Source organism: Erwinia pyri (assembly GCF_030758455.1).
Taxonomy (GTDB): Bacteria; Pseudomonadota; Gammaproteobacteria; order Enterobacterales; family Enterobacteriaceae; genus Erwinia; species Erwinia pyri.
Map to the genome: position 1 here is coordinate 1 of NZ_CP132355.1, position 21947 is coordinate 21947.

Annotated in this window: 28 protein-coding genes; all 28 read right to left on the reverse strand. The window is 45.0% G+C overall.

Features of this window, described 5'->3' with window-relative positions:
• Positions 1-712: 712 nt before the first annotated feature.
• Positions 713-1075, reverse strand: a complete 363-nt coding sequence (locus Q3V30_RS22370; RefSeq protein ID WP_306213552.1) for a hypothetical protein — start codon at positions 1073-1075, stop codon at positions 713-715.
• Between the two features lie 372 nt (positions 1076-1447).
• Positions 1448-1540 (reverse strand): damage-inducible type I toxin DinQ, encoded by a 93-nt coding sequence (gene dinQ, locus Q3V30_RS22805; RefSeq protein ID WP_428979283.1) that lies wholly within the window; start codon positions 1538-1540, stop codon positions 1448-1450.
• A 456-nt stretch (positions 1541-1996) separates the two neighbouring features.
• Positions 1997-2278, reverse strand: coding sequence for a hypothetical protein (locus Q3V30_RS22375; protein WP_306213554.1), 282 nt, complete (start codon positions 2276-2278; stop codon positions 1997-1999).
• 88 nt (positions 2279-2366) lie between these two features.
• On the reverse strand, positions 2367-3185 hold the full coding sequence (locus Q3V30_RS22380) for a SprT-like domain-containing protein (protein ID WP_306213556.1): 819 nt from the start codon (positions 3183-3185) through the stop codon (positions 2367-2369).
• Between the two features lie 2 nt (positions 3186-3187).
• Positions 3188-3421, reverse strand: a complete 234-nt coding sequence (locus Q3V30_RS22385) for an antirestriction protein ArdR (RefSeq protein ID WP_306213557.1) — start codon at positions 3419-3421, stop codon at positions 3188-3190.
• A gap of 204 nt (positions 3422-3625) precedes the next feature.
• Entirely contained in the window at positions 3626-3889 is a 264-nt protein-coding gene (locus Q3V30_RS22390; RefSeq protein WP_428979284.1) for a methionyl-tRNA formyltransferase, read from the reverse strand.
• Positions 3890-3940: 51 nt separating this feature from the next.
• Positions 3941-4396 carry an H-NS histone family protein gene (locus Q3V30_RS22395; protein WP_306213560.1) on the reverse strand — a complete coding sequence of 152 codons (456 nt, stop codon included), beginning with the start codon at positions 4394-4396 and terminating at the stop codon, positions 3941-3943.
• Between the two features lie 17 nt (positions 4397-4413).
• On the reverse strand, positions 4414-4620 hold the full coding sequence (gene hha, locus Q3V30_RS22400; RefSeq protein WP_306213562.1) for a hemolysin expression modulator Hha: 207 nt from the start codon (positions 4618-4620) through the stop codon (positions 4414-4416).
• Positions 4621-4625: 5 nt separating this feature from the next.
• Positions 4626-6776: a type IA DNA topoisomerase gene (locus Q3V30_RS22405; protein WP_306213564.1), complete on the reverse strand. Its 2151-nt coding sequence runs from the start codon at positions 6774-6776 to the stop codon at positions 4626-4628.
• Positions 6777-6784: 8 nt separating this feature from the next.
• Positions 6785-7375, reverse strand: coding sequence for a DUF6012 family protein (locus Q3V30_RS22410; protein ID WP_306213566.1), 591 nt, complete (start codon positions 7373-7375; stop codon positions 6785-6787).
• A 22-nt stretch (positions 7376-7397) separates the two neighbouring features.
• A complete protein-coding gene (locus tag Q3V30_RS22415; RefSeq protein ID WP_306213568.1) occupies positions 7398-7982 on the reverse strand; it encodes a hypothetical protein in 585 nt (194 codons plus the stop codon).
• A gap of 77 nt (positions 7983-8059) precedes the next feature.
• Positions 8060-8344, reverse strand: a complete 285-nt coding sequence (locus tag Q3V30_RS22420; protein WP_306213570.1) for a hypothetical protein — start codon at positions 8342-8344, stop codon at positions 8060-8062.
• 44 nt (positions 8345-8388) lie between these two features.
• Positions 8389-8862: a thermonuclease family protein gene (locus tag Q3V30_RS22425; RefSeq protein WP_306213572.1), complete on the reverse strand. Its 474-nt coding sequence runs from the start codon at positions 8860-8862 to the stop codon at positions 8389-8391.
• Entirely contained in the window at positions 8849-9034 is a 186-nt protein-coding gene (locus Q3V30_RS22430) for a TraM recognition domain-containing protein (RefSeq protein WP_306213574.1), read from the reverse strand. The genes Q3V30_RS22425 and Q3V30_RS22430 overlap by 14 nt, the downstream gene beginning before the upstream one ends.
• A gap of 69 nt (positions 9035-9103) precedes the next feature.
• Positions 9104-9442 (reverse strand): hypothetical protein, encoded by a 339-nt coding sequence (locus Q3V30_RS22435; protein WP_306213576.1) that lies wholly within the window; start codon positions 9440-9442, stop codon positions 9104-9106.
• Entirely contained in the window at positions 9429-9845 is a 417-nt protein-coding gene (locus tag Q3V30_RS22440) for a cag pathogenicity island Cag12 family protein (protein WP_306213578.1), read from the reverse strand. The genes Q3V30_RS22435 and Q3V30_RS22440 overlap by 14 nt, the downstream gene beginning before the upstream one ends.
• A complete protein-coding gene (locus Q3V30_RS22445; protein ID WP_306213580.1) occupies positions 9842-11677 on the reverse strand; it encodes a type IV secretory system conjugative DNA transfer family protein in 1836 nt (611 codons plus the stop codon). Before Q3V30_RS22445 ends, Q3V30_RS22440 begins: the two co-directional genes overlap by 4 nt.
• Before the next feature lie 2 nt (positions 11678-11679).
• On the reverse strand, positions 11680-12714 hold the full coding sequence (virB11, locus tag Q3V30_RS22450; RefSeq protein ID WP_306213582.1) for a P-type DNA transfer ATPase VirB11: 1035 nt from the start codon (positions 12712-12714) through the stop codon (positions 11680-11682).
• The gene (locus Q3V30_RS22455) at positions 12711-12908 is read right to left on the reverse strand and encodes a DNA-binding protein (protein ID WP_306213584.1); all 198 of its coding nucleotides are present in this window, start codon (positions 12906-12908) and stop codon (positions 12711-12713) included. The genes virB11 and Q3V30_RS22455 overlap by 4 nt, the downstream gene beginning before the upstream one ends.
• Positions 12909-12910: 2 nt before the next feature.
• Positions 12911-14116 carry a VirB10/TraB/TrbI family type IV secretion system protein gene (virB10, locus tag Q3V30_RS22460; RefSeq protein ID WP_306213586.1) on the reverse strand — a complete coding sequence of 402 codons (1206 nt, stop codon included), beginning with the start codon at positions 14114-14116 and terminating at the stop codon, positions 12911-12913.
• Entirely contained in the window at positions 14113-15042 is a 930-nt protein-coding gene (locus Q3V30_RS22465) for a TrbG/VirB9 family P-type conjugative transfer protein (protein WP_306213588.1), read from the reverse strand. The genes virB10 and Q3V30_RS22465 overlap by 4 nt, the downstream gene beginning before the upstream one ends.
• Positions 15043-15046: 4 nt before the next feature.
• Positions 15047-15775, reverse strand: a complete 729-nt coding sequence (locus tag Q3V30_RS22470; RefSeq protein ID WP_306213590.1) for a VirB8 family type IV secretion system protein — start codon at positions 15773-15775, stop codon at positions 15047-15049.
• Between the two features lie 273 nt (positions 15776-16048).
• Positions 16049-17104, reverse strand: a complete 1056-nt coding sequence (locus Q3V30_RS22475; protein ID WP_306213592.1) for a TrbL/VirB6 family protein — start codon at positions 17102-17104, stop codon at positions 16049-16051.
• 11 nt (positions 17105-17115) lie between these two features.
• A complete protein-coding gene (locus Q3V30_RS22480) occupies positions 17116-17379 on the reverse strand; it encodes an EexN family lipoprotein (protein WP_306213593.1) in 264 nt (87 codons plus the stop codon).
• A gap of 8 nt (positions 17380-17387) precedes the next feature.
• The gene (locus tag Q3V30_RS22485) at positions 17388-18134 is read right to left on the reverse strand and encodes a type IV secretion system protein (protein WP_306213595.1); all 747 of its coding nucleotides are present in this window, start codon (positions 18132-18134) and stop codon (positions 17388-17390) included.
• 10 nt (positions 18135-18144) lie between these two features.
• A complete protein-coding gene (locus Q3V30_RS22490; RefSeq protein ID WP_306213646.1) occupies positions 18145-20904 on the reverse strand; it encodes a VirB4 family type IV secretion/conjugal transfer ATPase in 2760 nt (919 codons plus the stop codon).
• 17 nt (positions 20905-20921) lie between these two features.
• The gene (locus Q3V30_RS22495; RefSeq protein ID WP_306213597.1) at positions 20922-21212 is read right to left on the reverse strand and encodes a TrbC/VirB2 family protein; all 291 of its coding nucleotides are present in this window, start codon (positions 21210-21212) and stop codon (positions 20922-20924) included.
• Positions 21196-21849: a lytic transglycosylase domain-containing protein gene (locus Q3V30_RS22500; protein ID WP_306213599.1), complete on the reverse strand. Its 654-nt coding sequence runs from the start codon at positions 21847-21849 to the stop codon at positions 21196-21198. The genes Q3V30_RS22495 and Q3V30_RS22500 overlap by 17 nt, the downstream gene beginning before the upstream one ends.
• Positions 21850-21947: the final 98 nt, after the last annotated feature.

The following is a 21947-nucleotide window of genomic DNA, read 5'->3' on the forward strand; positions in this document are numbered from 1 at the left end:
TGATAACGGGTTTGTAGCAACTCTGATTTCTGAGCTGATCACCCTGTTCGAAAAGCTGGATAACCACGTTCACGCTTTCATCAGACGATACGAAAACAAACATGGCCGGTACGATATCTCGTTGCCTCCAGGTGCATCCAAAACCCCGCTGTAGTACAAAGGGCGTCAGGTTAACCAGTCACGGTACGATGCAATCAATAAGCTTCTTGCCAGTTGTAGTTCATGGAGCCAGGTTCAAAAGATCATGGGCTGTAGTCGTGGCACAATCAGTAATGCGGTTAAAAGCAAAACTGCATCAATTTAGTTACAACAGTCTCAAGGAGTGGATATGGAAGACGTAACCGAAACCTTTGATGTTCTAAGATATGTGCCGCTTTTCCTTGCGCTTATAGTCTGGGCTAATCATTTTTATGTACGCACCAGATACAACAAATTTGACTCTATGAGACGCTTTAGGAGATGGAATGACATCGGCAGCTGAGAACAAACAAGATACGCTGAATCAGATAATTAAAGCCGAAGAGAGGAGGGTAGATCTTTCCTTAAAGCTTTCGGTAATGTTCTCACTGATAGCCGTATTCTGGATGTTTTATATTCGCTGATAAGAGGGTTTGAGGGCCAACGGAGCGAAAACGTACTTTAGCGAAGTAACTGACTAATATATTGGATAAAATGGACATAATAAATTGCCCTTAAACTCTGTTCCTTAGATCTAAATCCGCTCTTTGCAATCTGCCAATTGGTAGGCTGAAAGAAGACGAACTAAAATGCCACCATGAGGCGTCGGGTTCTCATCATTCATTTTGCTCATTAAAGAGCCATACGTCTGGCCTGCCTGCTCACAGTTCACGCCGTGAGCTTTAGCTTGGTCGTTGAATTTACGTGCCGCACCCAGCATGAGGGGAGCAATGGCCCCTTCATGACCGGGTACTGCACCTAGCTCAACCGCAACACCAGGCATGCTTAAAAACTGGCCAACTTCAACGGCCGCCTCGTCAGATGCTGACAAGTCATTTGAATACGCGAAGTGAGAAATAAAACCAAAGGCAATAATCAAAACATCAAACTTTTTCATGAGTCCGCCGTTATAATTAACAATTATATATTTCTAATATTAGAGCATTTAAGTGTCATATCAGTCGGTTACTTTGCTAACGTACTCAGGAGTTTGAAGTCCAGCCATACAAAACCGTGATTTGCTTGCCGGGAGGAGGATACGGAATGTTCGCCCTGGTGTTGGCTGTCCGCACCCCCGCTGGCACTACATATAGTATCGGCAGTAGCCGGGAAAGCTATAGCCATTGATGGAATGGTGTTCAAACATCAAAGGGGGCAGGATGGTTAGGTGAGGAGCAATGACAAGTCTTTATTATGTTGTAACTAAAATGTGTTTTTATTAAAGGCCGGAGGTGGTATGCCCCCGGCCTTAATTACGTTTCCGCTACCCTCAGAAGAAGGTTCGGATCAGTTCCAGGAGTGCGATTAACACTCTCAGAACCATGATTGCCTTATCAATAAAAGCTCCCATGCGTTTCTCCATAAATGGAGTGAGAACACCGCTGCTTGCTCATACACTGCCTGTCACAGCGGTTTCTACATGGTTAGGTATAGACAGTTCCCCTCCGGCCAGAGCACTAAAACCAGCACCACCTGATGTTTTAGCCAGGGCTTTTAATTTGTCCAATACCGCAAAGCGGAGAGAGCAAGAGGGGAGAGCTAAAGAGCTAACACGCTGATTATACACTTATCGGCTCAAACGTGTTATTCATCTTCAGGCTTGCAGGAAAGCAATTCAGCGCGTACTATTTACTCGTTAGGTATAGATAGTTCCCCTCCGGCCAGAGCACCAACTCAAAACCGGAAAACAAAAAAGCCCGATCTCACCAGTCGGGCTTTTTTGCGTCTGAACAACGTCAGCTACGTGAAATCTGATCGAGCATGAAGGGCGCTAGTCCCGATTTTTTAAGCAGAAGCGCCTGGGGGAAAACCAGTGATTCTACGTTTCGTCGTTGTCGGCCAGCTCGAACATGGTATTCAGGCTGAAACGGAATTGCTGTACTGATGCGGCAATCTTCCTGCTTCGGGCTCTTTCCTGAGCCAACTCCTGCCGGAGTCCGGTTATCGTATCCCTGTTGTGCTGAAGCTCCTGTATGGCAACCATAAAAGCTTTACTGGCAGAAGCCATGCCGGTAGCCTCCTGCGCCTTTCTGATGACCTGATCCTCATCGTCATCAGTCCTGATTGTGTAATTCCCCATGAAAACCTCTTTTGCTGTCATTTTTGGCGTACCGGCACGCGACCGGGCGAAACATTTGCTGGCAAAACTTCGGTGGCCAGCAGCTGCGAACGGTAAAATTTGCTGGCACTTAGCTTTCCCTTAAAGCCTGGTCACAGTCTCCACAATGGATATTCATTCCTGCTTTACCCCACACAGCAGCACCACAACCCGGACACTGATATTTTGCCTTGTTGCGTTTAGGCTTATCCTCGAATGCCACGGCAGGGGGAGAACCGTTTCCGGCTAAAACATCTGAATCCACGCTCCCGCCGTGCGCCGTCACAGATGGCACCAAAGCCATTGACAGCACCGCTTCAATATCAATGCCTGAGCCTGCATTCTGGTGTGCCTGGGTCAACGTTTCGCGCCATTGATCGATTACTGACGAAAGGTCTTTAGGGTGTTCAACTTTGACCGGATATCGGTCAAACCAGCTAAGTGCAAACTGCCCCTGGAACAGTTCGAGCGTAACGAGCTGGAAGCGGCCGCCGGGGATCGGATAGTCGTTAATCTTCTGGCCGACTTTTGCACCGCCAGGATGTCCCGTAGAAGAGGGCATAAGCCCGATGCTTTCCATTTTGGCCGCCCACTGCGCATTGTGATAAGTCTTGCGCGAAGGATTCCCAAAGTGGAACTGCCACATGTGGCACTGTTCGTGAACCAGCGTTTGCATGACTTCAATCAATGGGTAAGACGGAAAATATTCCGGGTTAAGCGCTATCTCATCAATCATCCTGGTATTGTCGTCAGCGGCAACAAAACGTCTGAAGCTGAAATACCCCATCGTGTTCTTACCACGCTGAAACGTAATCAGGCAGTCGGGAAGCTCACCGTTGAATAACTTCTGATTATAGAAATCAAATGCCTGCTGTAATTCGCTGTAGGCGCGTTGCGTTGCGCTTGGCATTATCAGGACTCCTCAAAAACAACCCAGCATTTAGCATGGTCAGAATCATTTCTGCCCTCTGCTATAAATACATGGCCTGCGGTATCAACGGCGATTGCGCCCGGTCGTTCATGACTGGCATCACGGAGCAGATTCTTCCAGCCATAGACTTCACCTCCCCAAATGAGAACAACACCTGAATCAGCATGTTCCTGATTCTTTTGCCGCCATGCGTCTGCAATATCAACATGATTCATAAAACAACCTGTGTATTGAACGATACATATTTATAGAACCCATACGTCACGAAAGCAAATTTATTGCTGGCAAATCTTGATCGCCGGCTGAAATCGAGGTGACGTTATTGCTGGCATTATTGGCTAACCAATGCTGCTGCAGGAAGTGTAATTGCTGGCAGAAACAGGTAAGCCCCTGGAACAGAGGCTTGAAAGGAAAACGGATTAACGTCTTTTAGCCCATGCTTTTTCTTCATTGCTGAGTTGATCTTTATGAAGGTAATCTCCGGTAACCGGGGGCGGTGTTACCAGCTTAGGACGTCCGTTATCGATATCACGAACGGTTACCAGCCCGACAACTTCGCCATCCTCTTTTAATGCCCAGGCGGCCAGCTGATAGAGAGTTGCTTCAGCCTTTTCACCCGGAACATTATCATGGCGAAAATACCAGTCGGTGGCCGGGATAATTTGCTTATAGGGGGTACTCATGATTCTCTCCTTAAAAGCCCCCCGCGAAAGGCTGAGGGCTTACAGATGAAGTTACTGCGAATTGCCAGCAGCGGCAGACGGCACTTTCTCAATAAGAAAATCTTCTAACTTACGTCCTGCTTCCAACGCTTCAGCGATAGGTTTTGGCGAACGGCCACGGCCAGACCAGAATTTAACTTCGCCGTTTTCTTCAAACTGATATTTAGGTGGTGCTTTGGGCAATTTACTTTTACGCGATTTTGGCTCTTCATCCGTAAGACCAAGTAACTGCTCTGGAGAGAATCCTTCCCCGGCGATCAGTTGAAGTAATTCCTGACGTTTTTTCTCGCGTTCCTGACGTGCAGCTGCTTCATGTTCAGCTTCTTCACGTCTTTCTTCAATAACTGCACCCAGTTTTTCCTGCATCTCAAGAAGTTGTTCGAACTCCGTTTCGCGTGCAAAGACACGTACTGAACGAATATTCAACAGCAGTTTACGTGCGGATTCAAAGGTCTCGTTGTCGCTCATATTTCCTCTCTTGATGATTATTTTACGTACTGCCAGACCGAAGCTGGAACTTTATCAAACAGTTTATCCATGACTATCTCAGCCAGTCGGTGATCGGCAGCTGAATAAAAGGTTACCAGCTCATCTGCGGTAAGGCAGTGTTCATTTTTTTCTATGATTTTTTCCAGCGTTTCCCGGTGCTGGCACTTTCTTAACTGGTAAAGCCAGTCTTGTCTTGTTTTCACGGTTGTTATTTTTTTCCGAATTCGAAACCAAGTTTACCTGTTGATTTATCCTGTAAGATAACAATAGCGTCATATTTTTTTTGGGCTTTGCTGACAAAACCTTTTATCAAGCCAGTTTTACCTTTTTTTATCAACATTTCCACCTGTACTTTAGATAGCTTCTTACCGGACAGTTCAGCCCAAATTTTGAAGCCACATCCGGTACAGGCAAAAATCTTGGGACGTATAACTATCTCTTTGCCACACGAAGGGCAGGGCGTCGAAAGCCTGTCCGACTGACCTGCCTGCACAGTTTCTGTTACAGGAAGATTATCAATCCTGATGTCGCTGACCAGACGCGTGATGTCGGTATAGAGTTCATTAATAAACTGTTCTACATCGAGATCGTCATTTTCAATTAGCTGCTGTCTGGCGAACCAGAGAGCGGTCATATCCGGCTGAGTCGCGACATCGGGTAAAGCGTCAAACAACGCCAGACCCGTATCAGTTGGAATGAGTTTACCTTTCTCGATAGTAATCAGCCGTTTTTTTAGATTTTCAATGATTGTTGCGCGGGTTGCTTCAGTACCAATTGACCCGTTAGCCTGACTGTCATCTTTATCTTTTTCTTTTAAGAGCGCTTTAATCTCAGGATTTTCCACAAAATCGGCAATGCGCGTCATGGCACTGAGTAAACCCGCCTCATCAAACAACTTAGGGGGAGTCGTTTCTTTCTCGGTTACCGTTGCCGATTCACATTTCCCGCCCATATCTTCGGAAAGAGTAGAGACAGAATCAAATGAAGATTCAGGTTCATCCTCATCAATGCTTTGTTCCTTACCAGGTTTTAACCAGGCTTCCCAGCCTTTATCAGTTTCTTTTGTCGCACGGCAGGTGAATAAGTGACCGTTCACAGTAATGGACGCCGTTGCTTCTTCATAACGATATGGCGGCATGAACTGGATCAGGTACTGTTTAGCAACAGCCAGATAAACATTTCGCTCATCTTCTGTCATAGCGCTGATATCGGGGACGCGTTGGGTCGGGATAATTCCTGTATGCGCTTTAACTTTCGATGAATCGAACGCCTTGCTCTTTACAGAGGTGTCTGTCACTGCATCAGCAAAGGCCGGTGATGCCTTGAGCGCGGCGACAACATCAGGCGCTTCAGCAAACTGCTCATCGGATAAATACGAACAGTCAGAACGGTTATAGGTAATGGCTTTGTATTTTTCGCGGAGTTGCTGAGTGATCTCAAGCGTCCGGGCTGCTGAAAGACCATGCTGCCGACTCATCTGCTGCTGTAGCTTATTCAGGTTAAAGGGAAGCGATGGGGCGCGTTCCCGTGCTTTCACGGCAGCGGCTGTCACTCTGGCTTCTTTGCCTGATACCGCTGCGGCCACTTCATCAGTCCAGGTACGCTGAATGACACGCCCTTTATCATCAACCGGGGCGTCTTCAGGCGTCTTCAGACGAGCCTGGAGCGTACCCCCAGCGAAACCAAAGGTTCCATCGAGCGTGTAGAAAAAGCTCTTGCTGTGGCTTTTATTGGCTTTCCAGCGCCTGACAACAAGTCCAAGCGTTGGCGTCTGCACGCGTCCGACAGGCAGCGTACCTTTAAAGCCATTTTTCTGAGCCGTCACGGAATAGGCACGCGTCATACTGAACCCATAGATGGCATCGGCCGCACTGCGTGCCAGAGCTTTACGGTACAGTCCCTGAAACTCGGCGTTGTCGCGTTCGTTGTTCAGCGCCTTTTGTACTGCCGGGAGCGTGTTGTCGTTGATAAGGACACGTTTAACCGGGTTTTTGTTACCTGCAAACTGAAGGATTTCTTCAACAAGCAGCTGCCCCTCATCATCCGGGTCGCCGCAATGCACGACCGCTTTAATATCAGAACGGTTGATAAGCGTTTTAAGGACACTAACCTGTTTAACCGTGGATTCTTTCGGCTGGTATCGGATTGGGAACAGTTTAAGCGGCAGTGTTTCTATTGCCCAGGCTTTATAAGCCGGGTCATACGCTTCAGGTGGTATCGATTCAACCACATGCCCTACACACCAAGAAACAATCGCACCAGATGATTCAAAATATCCATCTTTGCGAGAGAAGTTGCCGTTAAGGGCTTCAACGATATCTTTAGCAACGGCTGGTTTTTCTGCAATATAAAGTTTCATAGCACACCTTAATCCAGGTCAATAACATTTTCAAAAGAGGGGAGACGTTCAAAAAGAGAAAATTGTGTGTTTAACCTTTCTGACTGAATAGTATGCAGCAGTAAGCTTTCCTCACGGGACTGGAGGAAATTCCCCCACTCATATTCAACCCATTGATCATGTGATTCCGCACCCGGCTTAGTTATAAAAGATTCCATTTTTGGTTGAATTTTTACAGGAGGCATATTTTCATATGCTGAATGAATCCGAGGTTCCCACTTATCGAAACCATGGTTTAACATGATATCTTGTGAAACAAGATCAAAATCATCGTCCTCAATATATGAAGTCACACGGTGATTTATCACCCCCATATTTTCAATGTTCCATTTATATTCAGCAGTAAACCATTTAAGCTTTTTGTCAGTCTTCAGCAAAAGCCCATTGATAGCTTTTCTGCCTTTCCTCATCCCAACCAAAAGGTTTTTGTTCGGCCACGGCCTGCCAATGGATAATGCACTACCGGATATATTGAAACCAACCTCAGGAATGCTAATTGATTCTAAATGAAATTTGTTTGCCATCAGGTGAAAAAGGCTCGGAACTATATGTAGATACATTAGTTTTATCCTTCTGGTTTTCTCAAATCTGCTTTAAAGCAAGGGCTGCGGTGATAATGGCTTCAAGAGGATGATTAGGAAGGTAATTACTGTAATTTACCCATGTTCGCCTTAGTGATTCTCCATTCCTTATGTAACGCGGCTTCTTGCAGATTGAATCCTTATCAATGCAGACTCCCCGAAGCAGGGGTTTTGCCCCGGCTGAATAGTAAACGTGCCTTTCTTCCTTGGTCATTTTCATCAACATGCGATTCAGATAACGAGATACAAGAGCAAAGGAGCGAAATGCAGCCAGATCATTGCCAAACTGGACGATACCGCCTTTCAAAATTTTGAAAGTTCCGGAAGTCATAACGAAAGCACGTGAAGGTTTTGCAGGAATTGTCCAGGTGGCATTGAACCTGTAAAAACCTCTCTCTTTTTCTATCCAGCAGTCACCAACAAACTCAACGTCTTCGTTTAAGTCATCAGAGAAATAACTCTCTCTGTGTCGTCCTAAAAGATACGTATCGCCAACCTTCATATCTCTTACTTCGCGCTGGCACCAGACAGGCATGTGACAGTAATGCATAAGGTCATAGACCGTTCTGAGGGATTCGATTTTCATACGAGTCCTTTATCTTATTTGGTAAGTAGAGGATTAAATGCGTGGGGATATTCGGGAATATTTATAAAACAAGACGATCATTTATCATCGATTATTTCTATATGAAAAATAGTGTCACAAAGAAGCTCTTCCACAAATTCCCTGTCATCTTCATTAAGGGAATTAAAGGTTTCCGAGTGAGCCACTGCTTTGTTTAACAAGTCATCACTATTAGAGATAAACGCTTCTTCTTTAACACTGATTTCATTAAGAACCTTAAGGTATTTAGCATTTCCATCATCAAATACTTTATCCCTTAACTCCATTTCCTGTTGCCTAATCCAGTCTTTAAGTTTTACGGGATGTTTTTCTTCGTCGAACATGTAGCCTCCTCACTTTTAGTTATTTCGCCTTTCCGTAATCTTTATTAATTGCTTTCTCTGTGCCGCCATTCCCACGGCGGTACTGGATTGCTCTCAGCCCACAGGCCACGTTTTTGCTCCTGGGCTTCCCGCTGCAAAGACAGCAAGGAAGTGTCAGTGTTATAGCGCCCATACACCCACGCAGCCCCCTGCTGAACCATGTAACGGTTAGCCTCAGTGCCATCTGCGGCCACTACGCGCCCCAGAACGCGCCCATACCGGTCTTTATGGTCATAGGTGACGGTGACAGGCTGTGATGCAATCAGCGCCTTAAGTCGCTCTCCAGACCATCTGCCAAACGGCTGCTGCTTCTCCGGTGCGTCGATATTCAGCAGCCGGACCCTGACGGGAATACTTTCCTGAAGCACTTCGATGGTGTCCCCGTCCAGAACCCGGATAACTTTTGCTTTGATTTCAGAAGCGAAAACAGCAACAGGCATTAAAAAAACAAATACACATAATAAATTACGCGGTTTCATTCTTCTTTCCTTCATTACCCGTTTTATCTGATGTGAGAACTATACGGACATTGCTGTTTTCCAAAACAGATTTACCTGTATTCTCACGTACTTTTTTCATACTGCTTAAGTCCTGGGTTACTGTGACAAACTGAATATTATAATTCATGAACCTCGAAATTAGTTCTTTCATTACTAACGCCCTTCGGTTGTTCAACCCCGCCAATCTCAGATTAAAAATCTGAAACCAGCGGCGTTATGGTTATTCCTGAAATGATCGCCCGTATCGCTCAATGACCATCTCAAGGTTATCTTTGTTGATTACTGCTCCTTCACACGTATTCAGAATGGTTTGCCTGAGTCTTGCCGTAGCTTCCGGGTTGTAATACGGCGTGAATACCCTGACGTTAAAAAATCGCTGATTAACCGGCTGGCAACCCGCCTGCATATCTCCCTGTAACTTACCCGTCATGCACGTCAGGACTTCACAGGGGTCGCCAGTCTGATCCAGACCGTCAGTGTGATTGTGTTTTTTCGCAAATACGGGGGCGGATATCAGACTTAAAAGGAGAGGAACTAAAAGAAGTCTATTTGTTTTCATAATTCGTTATTCCTCTTTGAAGATAGATACTGACTTTTTTAACACCAAAGCTATCGGACTTGTAGCTGTACCGGATAACGCCATAAGCACCGTTAGATCTCAGCCAGTTTTTCGCAGTAAAGAAATCATCCCCGCGACTGCTTTCAACAATCACAGAATCCGAATGCGCCACAGCATAAAAAACGTCATCACTGTACAGGCGATTTTCCGGGGAAAAGTTTCTGATTACTTTCGTCCATGATGAATTGACTTTGTCTGCCTTGGTTACCGTAAATGTCGGTTCCCAGTCCATTAGCGCCGAATTCATCGGTTGCGGATTTTTTTCCCAGTCTACCTGCGGTGGTTCTGGTGGAGACGAACAGGCAGACAGGAATAAAAGACATGTTAAAGCTACTTTTTTCATAAAAGAACCTCAGATTCCAGCTCTCCAAGGGAAAGCATTTTTTCTTTGGAAGGATATTTAAGCCCTCTGGCATTAAATATGTTCGTTGTATTGTTGATTTTAGAAGTCAGAGCAGAGAGTTTAGGACTTACCAGCATCAGCCTGTTCATGAAGTAAGGATCAAGATAGTAAAGCGCTTTTTTGGCTTTTACCGGATATTCCCCTTTGAGAATAATAAATTCCTCCGTGAACGCCAGCGTACCCAGTTCCTGCGGTAACACCAGTGCGCGTTGTGCTTCGTTTTCAGAGCTGCTTCCACGTCCGGTGAGTCCGTCAGTTTTACTTGAACCCGTCGATTTAGCCGTTATATAGCCCAGCTTTTCTGAAATTTTCTTTGCATCATCTTCTTCACTTACTGCATAGATTATCCTGCATGGATGCGCACTCATCAGCGTCTTGGCACCCTCGATACCATAGATTTCATTCAGCTGACTGATATTCTGGTAAATAGTCAGTAGTTTCAGCTTAAACCCGGCAATGTACCCCGAACCCTTTTTAATGATCGGCATATAACCAATAGAAGGGAACTCATCGAGGAACATCAGACAGTCATGTTTCAGTGTCGGGTCAAAGTCGGGATTCTCACGTAAAGTGACTTCAACAACGAAGTTAAAGAAAAGATTGAGAAAGTCATATGCCAGTGACATATCTTCAGCATTAACGCCCACATAAATCGTTATATCTTCACGGCGCAGCTGCCGGAGGTCGAAATCATTACCATCAGTACATTTACGAACAGTTGGCAGATAAAAGAGACTCATTTTCTTACGGAACGAACCATCGATACTGGAACGCTGTTCATCTTCCGTTTCGTGATACTCCCTGATTTTGGTCAGCGCATCCCGCAGATGAAACATTGCGTTATCGTCCAGTCCCTCAGTTCCCTCAAAATCTTCACGATTGTTGAGAATATTTTCCCGGTCAATGTTGCTGTATAGGTCAACTACAGAACCGATGGAAAAGACAGGTTTTAGATTAAACTCCTCCAGCCAGTCAGGGGCATGGTTGATGAAGAAATGAAGAAGCTTTGCCAGCCCCGTCCAGTATTGTCCGGCAAGGTTATTAAAGTGGGCTTCTGCACCGGTCAGCCCGTAAGACGGGAACAGGATTTCAATCAGCTTCAGCAGGTCTTTAGCTCCGCTCTCTACTTTCAAATCAATATAAAAAAGCGGGTTAAACTGATGCGTTTTACTGTTGAAGGGATCAAGAAGATAAACTTTATTACCCAGCAGTATTTCACGCACCTTACTGGTGATTTTCCAGAGTTCCTGTTTCGGGTCCAGGGCAATCAATGAATGCTTCCTAACCAGCATATTAGGGATGCCAATTGCTGCACCTTTACCCGCGCGAGTCCCTGCCCCCAGTGAAACAAAGTCAGGAGCTGTGTACCACAGATACTTTCCTTTGTATTCCCCCACAAGGATATCGTCTTCATTCTCTCTTTCCCATTTGAGTAATTTTGAATTTTTCAAATCATCATCACTGGCAAACTTAGCATCACCATAAAGAAAAAAGGCGTCTTTGTTAAGTTTCCATATAATGAATGCAGGGATAACCAGTGAAGCAACCAGACCGGATAGTATTGAAGGTATTACTGTGAACCTTATATCAGATCGGATACTACCATCAGTGATAAGTTGCCAAAGCAATAAAGAATCAAAATGCCGCCAGATGTATAATGGCGTTTTGTGGTTGAAGAAGTAGATGGCAACAGAGGCGAAGTAGTACGTAAAGAGACACATAACAAAAGTGATAAATGCCCACTGGGCTTTATCAGGAAGTTTCACAGACATCATCACTCCTTAAGTTTTCTGAAATACTCTTCAAAATGCAGATCACGGTAATAAATACCTGAAGCGAAACGCCTGTCTTCATCGTCGAAATAATTAATACTCATGATAACGTCGATGTTACTCAGAACACGCCTTAAAACGATATTGAAGGGTAGGTTTTGACATTCAGGATTCATATAGCATCGTTGTACAATCCCAAGTATTGCATCTTCAGGACTACCCTCATGTACTGTCGACAGGTTTCCGGCATGGCCTGAACTCGCCGCTTTCATGAAGTCCCAGGCTTCAGCGCCCCTGATCTCTGTCGTAAGAATCCTGTCAGGATTCATTCGATAACAGGAACGTAAGAGCGAAGCTGATGTCAGATTTTTGTTCTCTCCTTCGGCGGGGTAATAAAGCTTCACATGATTATTATGAAATCTGAATCTCGCCTCATCAGAATCTTCAATTGAAATTATTCTTAAATAATGCGGTATAAATTCCAGACAGGCGTTTGCAAAAGTTGTTTTACCGGCACCTGTTCCGGCACAAAAAACCATCGTTTTACCCTGCCTGAAGCATTCAGGGATGAACTTATCGAAACGACTTTTATTGAAAAGAGTTGTAAGAATATCTTCTTTTTCTTTGAACGTTCTGCTTTCATTGAGCCTGGAGTAAAACCCCTGCTTTACAAAATCTTCATGGTTAATGAACACACTTGACGGCTTACGGATAGTGATTGAAACAGTTTCTTTATCCGTAGCCGGAGGCATTACGATTTGAACTCGCTCGCCAAAGGGGAGTGTGGCAGAACGCATCGGAAATTCTGGTGTAATGGAACCACCATCATGAAAATCAGACATAGCGCCTGCAAATGACAGGCAGTCGCTGTAACTCATTTTAAGCTCCTGCTGTTGCCACTTCCCGCTGACTTTAATAAATAACTCATCCGGTCGATTTACTGCTATTTCAGTTAAACCCCCAACATCATTCAGCCAGTGATGGAAATAATCATTCATGATATCGTAAATAATATGTTTATTTTCCACATCTTTCATTGATAACCATTACCTTTTTGTTTTCTGACAAAAGTCATAACATCATCGTATTTAAAGCGATGCGTTTTGAATTGCTTCAGGGGTTTGGGGAAAGGAACGCCATGCTTTTTTTTGCCTTCAAGAATATGATGGTATATTTCGCTTTCCTTTATCCCTGACAGCATTGAAAACTCTTTTATACCCAGGGTTATCAATACTACCTCCGGTTGCCAGACATTCTTAACTTGTAAATACCTGAGAAATCCAGATCCTGACCAACGACGAGATTGATGATTTCTCCCTGATTTTTATATAACGTTGGCGGGATATTGACCGTATTAGAAAAGGCCTCTTGCGCAAGACCAGCAAATGCCTGACGGCTGTTAGATGTATAGTCTGTCTGATTATCTTTATTATTGTTAGCTACACCACTTGCCGCCTGGGCAAAGTCAGGGATTACTCCCAGCATCATCGCTCCTGTAAAACGGTCACCGAAGTGAGTATCAATCCAGCCTGATGCTCCCGCTTCACCCAATGCCCCCGTCGCCTGTGTATCAATCAGGGGTATATCAATAAATGGTTCACGGCGGGTTCGCAGTTTCGTAGCCTGAATAAACACAGCTCCTTGCCCGTGCTTTAACATCCCGGATTTATAAATCAGGTAAGCGGCCGTCCCTTTCTCTATCAGTTTCACGTTGCCGTTAGCGCTGTAAATGTCGGTGTTGATCGTACATACCAGCTTCCCGGCCAGGTCAGAGACAAACCGTCTGTCCAGCGAACACGGAACGGACGTCATTTCAGGAATAAACAGATTCGGATCGTAAGGGACTCGCGTAATTTTGGAGAGCGGGACGGACGAGCCGGCACTGACGGGCTGCACTTCAGGTTTGGTACTGCCTGCTTCCTCGCCTTTTGACTCGCTGGCCTTAGTGCCAGAAGTGCTGCTGCTTCCTGAAGCGGTGTTACTACCACCGTAGGAGACATCCAGCGCCCGGCTGTAATTGTGTTGTACGCTTTCTGGCGGGGTATCTGTTTTACCGCTGCCGCTTTTTTCATTGCCCTGTGGTGGCTTCTGATCCTCGTTGAAAGGGTTAGTGTCATCACTGAGTCCCGTTTCACGTTTAACGGTTCCTGTCGCCACAGGTTTACTTACGGGCTTTTCATCCTTGCTGGACATACTGCGAAGAATTGAAGGGATGTAATACACGGACAGGCCAGCTGCAAGCAGAACAAATGCAGCAATGATAACAATCAGACCTTTACGGGATTTTTTCAGCTTCTCGATACCCAATTTTGTCGTGGATTCGCCGGGGGCTGCTTCAGTTTCATCCTGGGTGGCCTGCTCTAACTCTTTCTGTCGTTGTTCGCGTAGCTGACGCTCGATTTCTACCGCTGTTGGTGTTTTATTTTCCTGTTCGCTCACTGGATCACCTCTTTTTCAACTTTTGGAGAGACTGTGTCACCAGCCGGAAGCCGGACTTTACCAAAGCCCTGATTCTCAACTCCCACAACCATTTTTCCGACACGAAGAACAAATTTCTGGTCAACCGGGATGCCCACTACGGTGTAGCTGTTACTGTGTTTAACAACAGGGTTAGTGGCAGTTTCCTGCTCTCCGTTCATGACAGTCACGCTTGGGATTTTCTTAAGTGGACTGAATCCCAGCCATGTATAGCGCCCATCGTCATAGGCATAATCCGGACTGATACTCCGGCTGCCTTCGGCAACCCGTTGCGTATAATCCCAGTTACGCGGTGATTTACTGTTCTCAAGTGCGCGGTTAATCGTCTGCTCCTGCTGACGTTTATTAAAGGCTTCAATCCTTTTCTTCTCGATATCGGCCTGAGCTTTGCGCTTTTCCTGCGGATACTGATAGTTCACAACAAAAGCAATTTTGTTAGGCTGGCTGAACGTACGCGCATTCAGTTCCATGCTGTAATTCCTTTTCGTTGTGCGGACAAAAAGGTTTGTTCGCCACCGCTCCAGGTCGTTTTCAGGATCAAGCGCAACATTGACAATTTCAGATGACTGTTTGCCGTTCTCATCCGTATTGTTGTTCTGCACGGTTTGTTTAACAGGCTTCACTTCAACGTATACAAGGTTGTCTTCTTTGTTCACAGTCCAGCCCTGCGGGAATCCCGTCCGGGCACTGATAACGGTTTCGTCATCATCAAAGACGAGTGTGGTTGTATAACCCACAGCGCTGTTAATAACGGTTGTATTTTGAGGGTTATAGTTAACGTTCTGGTTTCTCGGGTCATAACCGCTGCCCGATGGTACAACGGCTGCCTGGCAGACCTGAGCAGACATCAGGAAGGCAATAACCAACGCTCTTTTATTCATTTTCATTTATTTACCCTCTCACTTCCTGATCGCGGACGTAGCTGGTCACGACAAACTTCAGCGGGTTCGTTTTCCTGTCGCCTGAATTCATATCCACGCCGGGTTCAATTCGGTAGGTGAGACGGATGTTCCAGTATTCATCTTTACTCTGCCCGGTTGCCACATCTCTGACCGTTTTTCTGAACCGTATATAAGCACCCATATCTTTATCGTCCTTACGTGATGAAGGACTGATAATAATTGACGGATCGTCCTGAACGGCTGCTGTCTTTTCTGCCTTGTTGAAAATAACCTTTGGTGACTTGTCACTGTTGATTAAGGCATTGTAATCAGCAGCGACATTTTCAGCACTGTACAACATGACATAATCATAATCGTGTTGAAGACTGAAATAATTATAACCCTCCCTTCTCTTAATATACTCAGAAATAAAGTATTCGGCTATTGCCTGGTTTTCAGAGAGATTTTCTTTTTTAACAGAAGTGACCCACTGCGCGATGCCTGTCGCTTTATCAATCAGCGCAACATCAACAACTGTTGTTTTTAATGGCAATGCGCTATTGAGAGCGATAAGAGACAGAACCCCACAAATCATGCCAGCAATACCACCAAACTTATAAATGCGTTTTAATTTCTCCTCCAGCCTGTGGTTTTTCTCTTCGAAGGTGGTTGATGAGTCGGTGACTTCTTTTTTCTTATTGGAGCCGGGTAGTTTTAATTCCGGAATTTTAAATGCCATTGCGCATTACCTCTGCTGAATTAACGGGTTCAGTTTTTCCTGAAACCGGAGGTTGATTGTGTATTGACTGACAGCCGACGAGACAAAACATCACAATAGCAGTGATAAGTAATTTCATATTACACCTGAATAGTTTCATTTAAAGACGAGTAATCACGCTGTTAAAACATGAACTTTTAAATGCATGGAGAGGGATTAATAGAACGCGTAGATAAAACTCATTACAATGGCGAGGAACATTACTATCAGGAAGTAAAAGAGAATATTCATCATTTATCCCCCATATTTCTTCTTAGCCAACTCGATTGCCGAACTACGCAACTTTTTGGCCGCGATATTCATACCCTGCCCGGTCAGATTACCCACCTTGCCGGAAACGCCCGGTGATTGTCCAAGCCCCCCCTGCTGACGACGAAGTCCTTTCCATGCACCCTGACCAGCATTCTTACCCATCCCAAGAGCACCGCCTACCATACGACCCGCGCCAAATGTGCCAGCGCCTATTCCCATAGCAGCAGCCCCCTGTAAGGCACCTTCTACCCCAACCCCTGCGAGCTGTGAGGCATAGGTTTTAGCCTGCCAGATAATCCAGGCCATAAATGCCCCGGCCACTCCAGCCTGTGCACCTGTAGATATAAGATTCAGGGAATCTGCATTGGCTATAGATATAGTAAGGATACCATTCATAAACGTCATCCCGGCTTTAATTGCCAGTCCGCAAAAAAGAAATATAAAACATGAACTGAACAGTAATTGAAGCCAGCTGTTAAACATCTGCCGCAAAAAACCAAATGAGAGACACATAATAAACAATGGAGCGGTAACGCCGAGAACCTTCAAAGTTACCTCTGCCGAAAGATACACTATTGAAGTAAGCAACATGGCACATATACCTCCGGCATATGTTAGCAACGCAGCAATTGAACCTTCAGTCTTAACATATGTAGATGTGTCCTTATCCATAAGGTATCCGGCCACCTGTTGTACTTTATTCCATAACTGGTCAACCCATGACCAGGGATCGCCACCTGCAAAAGTTGTTTTAAGACCATCAATTGCATCATTAGCACTGTCTAACCACCCACCTGTATTTCTGACAAAAATCAAAATCAACCAGAATCTGAATACATTCCAAATGAAGTCTGGAACAGGAGTTTTCTGTTTTCTCACCACAACAGTATAGGCATACCATAAAACGTATATTGATATACCATACTGACCCAACGTGGATGCTATTGAGGAGAAACTATCTAACTGACCAGTCAATGACTGGTCGAGGACTTTTGATATGACATCATGAGCAGCTTGGAAAAATCTAGAAGTTGCCATAGCGGCTCCTTTTATTTTTTACCTTTGTTAAGCATATTATCAAAGGCATCTTTATAATCGATAGGATGATCAACAGCCTTTAACTGTTTGTACCTAAAGAAACCATCTTTGGCATTTTTACAGTTTTCAGTGTCATCACCTGATTTATTACATTCAGCAACTTTCTTTTCAGCGTCTTGAGGATGAGCTTTCCACCAATCCACTGACTTCACATCCTCACAACCAGCCAATAGAAAAGCTAAGATTAAAAAAAACGTTTCTTTATATTTATTCAAAACTCACCTCATTTCAGTTCATAGTTCTGTTTTTCAAACTCCGACTTGTAATCAATAGTTGGAGTATCGTTTGTTACTGAATCCAGTTGCTTCTTATGGAATGCAGCCTCTGACATCTTTCCCTTGTATTCTGCAAGATCATGCTGCTTATCGCGATACATTTCGTACTGAAACTTCAGTTTTTCAAACTTCAACTGGTTGAGGGCAATAGCATTAGTCGCATCAGCCGTAGCTTTAGGGTCTTTGGCACCTTTCACTTGGTCAATCAGCCCGCTCATATTTTCATTGTCTTTGGTAAGGTTATCCTGGAGATTGTTCCCGTACTCTACCGTTGCCAAATCAGATAAAAAGCGGGCTTCACAGCCCTTAATCAGGTCACCGCTGTACCCCTGATTAATGCAGGTCTCACCGACTTTATATTTATCCAGCAAAGCCTGAGCTTTAGGAGACAAGACCCCGGTAGGGTCATTGATGTAATCATCATAAAAATCGGTTCCTTCGTTATAAACAGAAGTCAGTTCACTGCTGATATCTTTCGCGTCCTGTACCAGTCCCTGAACATCACGAACACCTGTTTTGGCTAACAACTCATCCTGATAGGCTTGCAGTTGGCTTACCCACTGTTTGCCCTCCTTTACCCACTGTGCTGCGGTATCAATCGAAGATTGGGCGTCATGGACTATCACACCGGTTAACGCCGCAAATACGCTGACAGGAGCGCATAAAAGCGCGACAACTAAAATTTGTTTTTTCATCTTAATCACCTTAATTAAGTCCACGGTTGGCGCGTTCAAGGTAGGTATCAATCCAGTCTTCAGGTTTCATCCCCTCTTTCCAGATTTCATCAAATATATCCAGCTGGGGCGCTGATGCGCTTAAAATCGGAAGGTAATAAGCCGCTTTGCCAAGATTCAGTTTTGCAAAGGCTGCAAAGTCATCCTGATCGCCCTGACGCTGTGGATTTTTAACCACCATGAATTGACGGGACAGCGGGTCGATAGCTTTGATTTTGTCAAAATAAAGCTCCCTGACCTGAAGCCCTTCAACGTATTCAACACGCTTAGCTTTCGGATTAGCCAAGTAGATATGCGTGGCGCACTGCTCACGTACCGCAGCTGCAATCGGGGTTTTAATCAGCTCATCAGGTGACTGAGTGGCAACCACCAGGACCATATCGAGCTTACGTCCGGTCTTGAGTTTGTTATAAACAAAATCTTCAAATGCTTCGTCATTCAGCCACTGCCAGAATTCGTCCATATAAATCAGGAGTCGGCGTCCATCAGCCAGCATGGTCACGCGATAAATCAGATAAAAGGACGCAACCGGACCAACAACCTTATTTTCCAGAAATTCCGTTCCGTCTATCCCAAACACGTCAAGGTTAACCACATCAAACGTATCCGCGGCGTTGTCGATGACCCAGCCATATTCTCCCCCCTGCGCCCAGGCTTTCAAACGTGATTTCAGGCCGTGTCGCTTCGATTGCGTATCATCAGGCTCAAGAATAAGCGGGATAAGTTTACTGACCGGGAAAGAACGGTCTTCCCTTGCCATCAGACGTTCCACGGCATCTGAAATCAGGTTGTTCTGGTAGTCTTCAAGCTTGTTACCATTAAGCGTGCAAATCAGCCTGATAATGTCTTTTACAAAGGCGATATTGCGTTTGGTAGGTGGCAAGGCCGCAGGGTTCCAACCAGTCGGCATCCCCTCTTTAACCCGGAAATATTCGCCCCCCATAGCGCGAATCCCAACTTCACCGGCACGGTCTTTATCAAAAAAAACAGTGGTCATTTTCCTGACCCTTTGATTAGAGGGAAATGAATCCGGCTCACCAAATTGCTGCGCAGCAAAAGCCTGCGTCATCATCAGAACGGTTTTACCCGCGTTCGATGTACCGAGAATTTCCGTATGGCCTAGCGTGGGATTCTTACCAAAGAAATTCTGATGTTCGGTAGTCATATGATAATTCAGGTGATAGACGTCATTACCCGAACCACCCAGCGTTATCAGCGAGTTCCCCCAAGTGTTACCGCTTTCTTTACCGTTGAAGAAATTATGAAAACTTTCCATTTCGGCAAAATTCAGGCTGCTGACCATGCTCAGGCGTGGCCGCAGCGTGTAGTTACCTGGCAACTGAGCAAAGTAGGCCGCACCAAGACTCAGCGTAGAATAGGTGAGAATTAACCCCAGGTCTTCGAGAGTCGTTGTTACGATGTTGGTGTCTTTAACCAGTCGTTCCGGCGTATCAGCAAACACGATTAATGTCTGATGACTCTTTCCGAAGGAAATGTAGCCACTGGAAACCATATCAAGAGCAACACGAAGATCGGCAAGCTGAGATTTAGCCGCGTCATCTGTCATTTCAAGCTTTTCAATCTGATCGTCAAGCGCCTTGATGGAAGCCTGTTTTTCCATTGCAGTGAAAGACGATGTAAAGACATACTCAACAGGGAGATACATCAGCGCATCAAAAATCCCTGCATCTGTTTCCTGAAAATAGTCCTTAATCTCGATGCATCTGAAATAACGACCATGTTCGGAAGCGGTGATTTGTCCGGCATCATTACCAAAGAACAAATCTTTACCACCAAGGTAGGTATAAAACGGGCTGTTGCTCACCCTGACCTTTTGCCACTTGCCAGCAAGCAGATACTGGAATAGCGATAGCTGATCTGAATAAACCTTACCGTTACTTTCATACAGGCTAAGGCGGCGGGAATGAAAGCGGGACAGGTAAGTATCAAGCCTGCCGCATATCTCATTCATATCGTTAACAGGCTCTTCAAGGAAGTTTTTGGTTTTCTTATCTTTAGAAATGAAGTGAGACACTTTATCTTCAACGTTGAAAGACTTATAGCATACGGTCAAATACAGTCGATTTTCGAAATACTCTGGTTTAGAGAGAGAATCGTAATAATCGTTCATCACCCTGTTAACGAATGGTACTTTGCTCACAAATGAAGTGTGAACATATTTTCTTACCCTGATCCTGTGTGTATAGAAGGTAATGGCCTTTCCTTCAAAGCTGCGTATGAGCGTATTCAACTGGTCAGTGAGAATCGTTAAATCCTCGTCATCAACACATTCGAAATAAGCACCATCAATCTGCCAGGTAGCAAGCAAGTCTTGTTTTTTGGTACCGATCAGGTCGTCAGTGATGTGTGAGGAGTAAGGGATAAGTTCTTCAAGTGAAGACTGGTCTTTTAGTTTCATAAAATTGTCCACTTTGGATATATCAACTTCGTCATACCTGCTCCCCGCATAATGAACGGCGTTAAAGCGCTTGTTTGAAAGTGGATGGCCTTTAACCAGGTAACGTAGGTAAAGCAGCTCGAAGAACCGTTCATCAATCTGTGTTACTCGCCGGATGGCGTACCATCCCGGCAGGATGAGGAAGTACATGGCTTCATGTACCCATACACCCAACAACACAGACAGAAGGCACATGGCCAGGAATGGGTAGAGCGGTACGCCCAGCCCGCGGATTAAAGCGGGGCGTGTCAGCCCTTTAAAAAGAGTACTCATCATACGCCCCTTATGATTTACGACAGCCAGTCAGGAACGTAAGGAGCAATGATAAAGATGATGATCCCGATAATTAGAGGAATAATCCATGCCATATGCTGACGTGAAAACAACGCAATATAACCGATACCGAGGCAAATGATCGTAATGGCGGGTTTACGTTGTTCTGTCAAAAAATCAATTAACTTTTGAAAGAACCCGGTTGTTTTGGTTGATACATCGTCCGCAAAAGCAGGCTCGGACACACACACCATCAACGCTGCCGTGAAAATAGCGAGCGTTAAATAACTTTTATTCATTTTCAACATCGTTTGTTTCCTTTTCATTTGATACAACACCACGCATGGCATATTGGGGATATACAGTTATTTCATTAGGATTGTTTTTACGTAAAGTAGATTTCTCATTCTCCTTATTGACCTCTTCTTTAACCGAAGGAACAACCCAGTTTTGTTTCTGGTCAGTTCGGTCATAACCAATACGTTGTGTGTAACTTGTATTGTTGAAGGTTGGTTCAGCTTTCTTCCCGGTTACAAAGTTGCCGGAATAATAACAGCTGAGTGCGTTTTTTAGACTTCCCCCACGTTGATAGCAGTCAACCAGTATTTTTTCAAAAACGGATAAGTTAGGACACGGACTTAACAAATTTTCAGCAGTAACACCGTACTTAATGAAATTAGTACTGGTAATTTGCATGAGTCCTACAGAGAAGCGTCTGTTAATGGATTCAATTCTTTGTATTATCTTTAATGCTTCCTCCTTCGTTTTAGGTAGATGAGTGATAACACCGTTGTCACCAGGCTTACGTTTATCTTTAGGGATAATCTCGGCTATGGCGTACGGGTTGTATCCAGATTCAACCCTGGCTACTTCATGTGAGGTATCAGGATGAACGCTGGTAGCGCACTGCATAGCAAGTGCGAGAAAAGCTGAAGTAGATAACATCGGATTCTCCCGGCCAGAACAGCGCGGAACAGGTCATACAGAAAGGCTACTCGTCAGTATCGTAGTCAGCACCGTTAATGAGACTTTCGGTAGCCTGT